This window comes from Neolewinella litorea (genome assembly GCF_004803465.1).
GTDB classification, from domain to species: Bacteria; Bacteroidota; Bacteroidia; order Chitinophagales; family Saprospiraceae; genus Neolewinella; species Neolewinella litorea.
The window spans coordinates 1-3,972 of record NZ_SRSF01000022.1 but is presented as its reverse complement, the minus strand read 5'-3'; the positions used below and the strand labels follow the sequence as shown (position 1 = coordinate 3,972).

General features: G+C 43.5%; 4 protein-coding genes. All 4 read left to right on the top strand.

The genetic code is table 11. From position 1 onward, the window contains the following. Positions 1 to 281, top strand: a 281-nt coding sequence (locus E4021_RS18650; RefSeq protein WP_168797527.1) for a transposase, incomplete at its 5' end; no start/stop codon positions are given. A 183-nt stretch (positions 282 to 464) separates the two neighbouring features. Continuing rightward, positions 465 to 2,534 (top strand): T9SS type A sorting domain-containing protein, encoded by a 2,070-nt coding sequence (locus E4021_RS17780; RefSeq protein WP_136460834.1) that lies wholly within the window; start codon positions 465 to 467, stop codon positions 2,532 to 2,534. A gap of 97 nt (positions 2,535 to 2,631) precedes the next feature. Further along, on the top strand, positions 2,632 to 3,369 hold the full coding sequence (locus tag E4021_RS17775) for a hypothetical protein (protein WP_136460832.1): 738 nt from the start codon (positions 2,632 to 2,634) through the stop codon (positions 3,367 to 3,369). A gap of 391 nt (positions 3,370 to 3,760) precedes the next feature. After that, on the top strand, positions 3,761 to 3,972 hold a 212-nt coding region (locus E4021_RS17770), incomplete at its 3' end, for a transposase (protein ID WP_136460589.1).

Sequence of the window (3,972 nt, the reverse complement as noted above, 5' to 3'; positions counted from 1 at the left end):
GCGCGAAGAAGCTTCTTGCGGACAGTGCTTACACGGGCCAATTTGCTGTGTTGATGAGCCAACTTGACCGAGTAGTATTTGAGTGCCCTAGCCGTCCGCCGGATCAGCGGGGTTTTGTCGTCGAAGCGAAGCGTTGGGTGGTTGAAAGAAGCTTCGCCTGGATGAATTTCTTCCGTCGAATCATCAAGGATTACGAGCGAACGATAGAAAATTCTGTAGGCTTTATTCTTATGGCTAATATTCAGATGGTTATATCGTCACTAGCCGCCGACGGCCCCTGAAATTTTTAGACATGCTCTTAACTTATTGTGTATTAACAGAAACAAAGGCATTGACACCTGCAATCATTTTCCTTTTTAAAAAAAAGGCATGCTGTTTCTGGTAAACCAGAAATTATATATAAAATTTACTACATTGTGAATAAGTCACCTTTTGATGACTCTGATCTAATACCCACCAACTCCATGAAGCAATTCTACACAGCCATCCTATGTCTTGTAGGTACATTAAGCTCCCTCACTACTAGTGCACAAACCATTTGTCCAACTCCAACCGCCCTAGGTTCAACTATCAACGTTTGGGATTGGACAACAACATTCTACACATTGTATTACGAAGCGAATAATGGGATCGACATTATAGACAATAATGTTCCGTCACCTTTCATTGACATTTCGAACAGCGGTGCAATCAATACCGAGCATTTAGAAACGAATCCTCCTGATAACAATCCTGCAGATGGGTGGGAACTTCTATACAAAGATATTGGAGGTCCGGTCGCTGGGGGTGTGGAGTATGTAGGAGCTCCTTCTTTCGCCCTATACAATAGATACACGGGGCTTGTTCGTGCCTTCGTTTATCACCCTACTGATAACACAACAAATTTTCAGATTTCCAGACTTAAAGCTTCACATGGAGAAGCTGCTGATGGTGTTGTGTTTAAGGGTTCGGCATTATTTTCTCTGATGAATACCCCTTCTAAGGCTCTAGACGAATTCTATGGGTTTGGAGACATGGCTATGGGTTATAACAAATATGTAGATGCTGGCGTCTGGTCAATACTCGATTTTCCTGCAGCCTATGACCCCTGCGTTTGTCAGAATCCTTCTAAAGTCTACATAGACAAGGAATTGGAGGGGGGACGAGATATTGAAATGACGATCAAAGGGAGCAGCTATACTGAACCGGAAATAGAACAAGGCGTGCCGCAAAGTGCATTTCAAAAAGGGTTCGGAATTGCCTCAAACCTGCTTGGTTTGGCAGGTTCGGGTTCTACTAGTTTTGGAAGGGTTCAAGATTATCACGGTAAAATAGAAAACTGGCGCGCTCAAGAAAACCAACCACCATATTCGGGTGTCACAATACCTGGAAACTTAGTTCCAGGTTGGTTAGGGGTAGGGAAAGCTACAGTAGATCTCCTGAGATTTTTTATCGGGGGAAACGGGACATCTTCTAGGATCGTTGGGTACTCTACCGAGTTTGATCTTCAAGCAACTGGCACTGAAACAAGTACGGAATACAAACAAGGTTCCGACTTTTTCACACCTTCATCGTTGGCCCAAGATAATCCGTCATATCAAAATGGTTCAGAAGCGGTTTACAAGAACCCTTTAGGAGTGTTTAATCTTTTAAAAACACCAAAACTTCATCGTCTTGTCAATCAGAATGCCGGAAGTCTGGACAGAACTTATGACTTCTATCGTTATGTTGATGGTAATGAATTAGATTACGTTGTAAATACTTCTGCAGGATTCTTGGCTACCCCAAGGCGCATCATGTTATCCCTTGTTTTTGAGGAATGTACGGGGCCAGCCAGAAGCATGAAATTGATTCCTGCCAGTCAGGGCGGCGCGATCAGAACTCCTTTTGTGGACGCCGCATGTGCTGATGGACAATACGCAAACTTTTATGAAGAATTCGTCAGTGACCCGAATGACCCCTTTAGTTTTGGAAACTACGAACAATATGAATGCTCAGACAATGTATCTCTTCAAGTCTTAGTGACACTGATTCCGACAGATGGATCTGATGATGTGGTATTCTTGGGTAACTATGAATTGAACACAGGAAACTCCACTAATGTCTCAGCACCGCCATCTAATTTTACTTTTAATGACCAGACCAATCAGAGTAGCTGCTCTTCCCCTATCATAGGTCCTGTCTCGGTCAGTACTTTGACCAACTTTTGCCAGACCGCATATGATCCTACGCGCGAAAATCCTGCATCAATGGCACGATTGGCGGCAAATGCGCAAAATATTAAGCCCAATCGCAATAATCTAGACACCGATGGTGTTGAAGTGACTGTTTATCCAAATCCTTTTGTCAAGGACATCCGAGTATCCTCTACTTTCGACGTTGAAAAAGTAGAGATTTTGAGCAGTAATGGACAATTAGTGTTTGAATCGAACGATATCCCGGCTGATTCAAAAGAATTTTACTTCAATATTCCCGAACTTATTCCAGGAACTTATCAGTTGCGGGTCATTTCAAATGAACGCTCAGAAACCGTCTCCATTATAAAAGTTAGATAGTATGATATACTCCCTGCACCTAAAACATATTTCTCTTTGTACAATAGCAGTTTGTTGTATCTCTTCCTTCACAGGATGTGAGAAGGACAAGAAATGTATGGACGATCTCAACCCGGCATGTCCTAATTATGATTACTGTCAAACCGTTGAAGATCTCTCAGCCGATTTTGAAACCTTTATTTACACCCGAACGGCCCCATTTAGTGGGGATGAATATATCGTTCAATCCTTAGTAATTCGTGATACAACTCTGCCCGGCAACCTTTCTTTTCGTGCACTGGATGAAAGCGCTGATTCTTATGAATGGAACTTCGGTAGCGATCCGAGAACTAATTACGGAAAGGAAACTGATCTGGTTTTCAGCCGTGGGACTGTTGATGGTAAGGTGGATATTGATCTGACCGTTTACCGCGACACGAAAGAATGTCCTAATCGAGATAACGAAGTGGCAGCAAAGACCGAATCTGTCTATATCATCGGCAAAGACCCTGACTTCAATACAAAGCCCATTCTTGGAACCTTTATCGGTAACAACGAATCCGAATCTGATCAACCTGATTTCTTCATCACCTTCTTTGAAAACGATGGCGACATCCGCCTCAAGGGTTTCCCAAGAGGAGCGATGAATGGAGAGGTCTTGAATAACCCAATACTTATTTACAACTACAAGGGTTTTATACTCAAACCGAGCACCAACAGTTGCTGCAGTAGAGCGCATGGTGTAGGCGAGCTTTCCGACGACAAGCAGAATCTGCGTATCGACTACAAGGTATACGATTTTAACACAGAAGAGTGGCGCGAAAAGGTTTGGGTGGGCATTCGCCAAAAGGAATGACAAACAGTCCTGTTTGAAAATTAGCTTCAGCTAAAAACCAGCAAAATATTACCGTACCAATCGTCTCCCCTGCCACGGGAGGCGATTTTTTGGTTTAGAGTTTGACAACACCCATTTGGCTTTATACCATCTTGCCTCTAGATTCACTCTTCGTCGAATAATTTTTGATATTCAGCCCTAAGATGCAAAGCAGAAGAGTTAGATTATTTTTTTGCTTTCAGGTTCAAAAGAAGAAATGAAGTCGTCCGACTAGGGATTAAACCCAACTTTCACATCGTCACCAAGGATGTCGAACCTAACTTTTAGAGCATGTCTAAAATTATGATTTTCCAGATATGATTTAGCAAAAGGCTGCCAGTCGTGTTTTGTAAGTCGCCAAACTATACGAAACATGACCCAGCAGTTCGCTCGGTTGACTGACAGCCAGTGGGACGAAGTTAAAGCATTGCTGCCCATTGGGCGCAGGCGCAAACACCATCTGCGTGACGTCTTCGACGCCATTCTCTGGCTGACCCGCACGGGCTGCCAGTGGCGCAATCTCGACTCTCAGTTTCCACCCTGGAAGATCGTCCATTACTACTTCAATAAATGGTCGCGGGATGG

What these genes read in the sequence shown, in the direction of transcription:
- E4021_RS17780 (WP_136460834.1), top strand. Translation starts at nt 465, where the DNA reads ATGAAGCAATTCTACACAGCCATCCTATGTCTTGTAGGTACATTAAGC.
- E4021_RS17775 (WP_136460832.1), top strand. Translation starts at nt 2,632, where the DNA reads ATGGACGATCTCAACCCGGCATGTCCTAATTATGATTACTGTCAAACC.